Genomic DNA, 3130 nt, shown 5'->3' with positions numbered 1-3130 from the left:
ATCTTCAGATATAGTAATGATATCTTACAGGAAATATAAAGTATTTCGTCTAGCATTGCTAAGAAGAAGTGAATTTTTATAATAAAATGAGGTAAAATTAATGAATGATGTACAAATTTCAAAAAATATTTGTGAATATAGAAAAAGAAAAGGATTAACTATAAAGGAGCTTGCACAGCTTACAGGTGTAACATCTTCTTTACTTAGTCAAATAGAAAAAGGAACTGCAAATCCATCAATAAATACTATTAAGCAAATTTCAAATGCATTAGAGATTCCTTTGTTTAATTTTTTTATTGATGATAGCTATACAGAAAATTTAGTTGTAAGAAAAGATAAAAGAAAGAAAATGGTATTTAGTGAAGATGATAATTTTGCATATGAGTTACTAACACCTAATCTACAAGGTGATATAGAATTTGTTCTTATGACAATACCAGCTAATGAATCTTCATCAAGTGAGCAATTTAGTCATAAAGGAGAAGAGGTTGTATATGTAATGAAAGGGAAAGTGGACCTTCATATGATGAACACAGTTATAGAATTAAACTGTGGAGATAGTGTTAAGATTCCAACATTGTCACAACATAAGTGGGAAAATAGAAGTAATGAAGAGTGTCAGGTAATATTTGCAGTTACACCACCATCTTTTTAATAAAAAATTAATATATTGCTAAAGTGAAATTATTAAAAAGTAAATTTAATAAAATAGGAGATTTAAATGTTAGCTCAAGAAAGATATGAATACATAATAGAAACTCTAAATAGAGATTGTGCAGTTAAAGTATCCAAATTAATTAAAGAACTAAATGTATCAATAGAAACAATTAGAAGAGACTTGGAACATTTAGAAAAAGAAGGAGTATTGCAACGAGTTTATGGGGGAGCCATTCTCAAAAAGGTTTCAGTTGATAAACTTAGCTTTGATAAAAGAGAAGAAGAGTTTAGAAAAGAAAAAATAGAAATAGCCAATATTGCAACAAGGTATATAAGTGAAGGGCAATCTATAGCACTAAATGATAGTACAACAAATGTAGAAATTGCAAAAAATATTAGAAATAAATTTACTAATTTAACAGTAGTAACTAATTCGTTAGTTATTGCAACGGAATTAGCAAATAATAAAGGTATTAAAGTTATATTAGCTGGTGGGATTTTAGATAATAAAGAATATGCTTTTTATGGTCAATTAGCTCAAAATATATTAGAAAACTTTGTAGTGGATAGATCATTTATAGGTGTAGGGGGAGTATCTTTAAATAGAGGTATTAGCGATTATGATTTTGATACGGCACAAATACAAAAAATTATGATGAAAACATCAAAAGAAGTAATTATTTTAGCAGATAGTAGTAAAATAGAAAATGTTTCTTTGACAAAGGTAGGACATATTGATGATGTTAATTTAATAATAACTGACAGCAATATAAATCAAAATATTTTAGATAAATATTTAAAAAATGGTATAGAGATAATTTGTAAATAATAAAAACATGCACAGAAAAGCAACTCAAATCATTGGTGAGTTGTTTTTTTGTGCATGTTTTATGGAAATAACACATAAAAATACACATAAATACAAAAAAATACTTGAAATCACACAAAACACTTTATATAATAAAAAAAGAAAATGATTTCTTAAAAAACTAACTATAAAGATATCTTAAATAAATAATAGTTGCAGGAAAATAATCATTAATAAAATTATGAAGGAGTTAGAACATTGAACAGTAAAAAAGAAAATATTAAAAAATGGATTACATTTATAATCTTAACACTAGGCGCGGGAACAATATATAAGTTATGTTTCTTAAAAGATGCATTTTATGGTCCAATGCAAGAATATTTAGGTCTTACACATACACAATTAGGCAATGCAATGTCTATAAGTGGTGCTGTAACTACTGTAGGATTCATACTAGCCGTATGGTTGTCAGATAGAGTATCTAAAAGAATTTTATTACCAGCAGGTCTTATAGGATGTGGTCTTTTAGGTTTATGGTTAGCTACTTTACCAGGTTACAATGAAGTATTAATAATTTGGGCATTATTTGCATTAACAAATGATATGGTATTCTGGCCAGTTTTACTTAAATGTGTTAAATCGCTAGGAAGTAAAGAAGAACAAGGTAGAATGTTTGGATACTTTGAAGCAAGTAGAGGTCTTGTAGATACAATAGTGGCTTTTTCAGCTTTAGGAATATTTGCTTATTTTGGTTCAGGTAAATTAGGATTTGTAAATTCTATATTATTCTACTCTATAACAGTTATAGTTGTAGGTGTATTAGCATTCTTCTTCATTGAAGATGATAAAAAAACAGAGTCAGTTGATGGAAAAGAAACTAAAAAAGTTAAAGTTTCTCCTATAGTTGCATTAAAAACAAAAGAAATATGGTTAGCAGCATTTACTACATTCTTTGTTTATGCAGTATTCTGTGGAATAACTTATTTCATACCTTTCTTAGAAAATATATATGCTTTACCAGTTGCTTTAGTTGGAGCATATGGAGTTATAAATCAGTATGGTTTAAAAATGGTTGGTGGTCCAATAGGTGGATACTTAGCAGATAAGAAGTTCCATTCACCAGCAAAATACTTAAGAGCAGCATTTATAGCATGTATAGTTGTTTTAATAATAATGGTTATAGCACCACATAGTTCATTAAATGTTTACTTAGGAATGGCTATGACATTGACTTTTGGAGCAATAGTATTCTCAATGAAAGCTACATATTTTGCACCAATGGGTGAAATAAATATATCAGATGATATAACAGGGGCAGCAATGTCTATAGGAAGTTTCATAGGATATGCACCAGGTATGTTTGCTTACTCATTATATGGAAGTGTATTAGATAATAATCCAGGACTTGCAGGATATAGAATGGTATTTATGATGATGATAGGATTTGCCATATTAGGAGTTGTTGTAAGTACATTATTAATAAATGCAATAAAGAAAAATAATAAACTAGAAGAAAAAGTTGCTTAAAATATAAAAAATAGCTTTGGTTTATTTAACCGAAGCTATTTTTTATAAAATATACACTAATAATAGTCTTGTAAAACTTCCCAAATAACAAGTGATGTATATTAAATATTTAACTGTATAATGTTAATAATCTATACT

The 3130-nt window shown here is 27.6% G+C and carries 3 protein-coding genes; all 3 read left to right on the top strand.

Annotation, left to right across the window (positions count from 1 at the left end):
* The first annotated feature begins 100 nt into the window (after nt 1-100).
* The 3 genes from NSA58_RS17890 (at nt 101) to NSA58_RS17880 (ending at nt 2992) form a co-directional block, all read left to right on the top strand.
* The gene (locus NSA58_RS17890; RefSeq protein ID WP_257560767.1) at nt 101-655 is read left to right on the top strand and encodes a helix-turn-helix domain-containing protein; all 555 of its coding nucleotides are present in this window, start codon (nt 101-103) and stop codon (nt 653-655) included.
* Nucleotides 656-721: 66 nt separating this feature from the next.
* On the top strand, nt 722-1486 hold the full coding sequence (locus NSA58_RS17885) for a DeoR/GlpR family DNA-binding transcription regulator (RefSeq protein WP_039680223.1): 765 nt from the start codon (nt 722-724) through the stop codon (nt 1484-1486).
* Nucleotides 1487-1723: 237 nt separating this feature from the next.
* On the top strand, nt 1724-2992 hold the full coding sequence (locus NSA58_RS17880) for an MFS transporter (protein ID WP_074079653.1): 1269 nt from the start codon (nt 1724-1726) through the stop codon (nt 2990-2992).
* Nucleotides 2993-3130: the final 138 nt, after the last annotated feature.

This window comes from Terrisporobacter muris (genome assembly GCF_024621905.1).
Lineage (GTDB): Bacteria > Bacillota > Clostridia > Peptostreptococcales > Peptostreptococcaceae > Terrisporobacter > Terrisporobacter muris.
Note: the sequence above shows the minus strand (reverse complement) of the source record. Positions and strands in the feature narration are given on the sequence as shown.

What these genes read in the sequence shown, in the direction of transcription:
- NSA58_RS17890 (WP_257560767.1), top strand. Translation starts at nt 101, where the DNA reads ATGAATGATGTACAAATTTCAAAAAATATTTGTGAATATAGAAAAAGA.
- NSA58_RS17885 (WP_039680223.1), top strand. Translation starts at nt 722, where the DNA reads ATGTTAGCTCAAGAAAGATATGAATACATAATAGAAACTCTAAATAGA.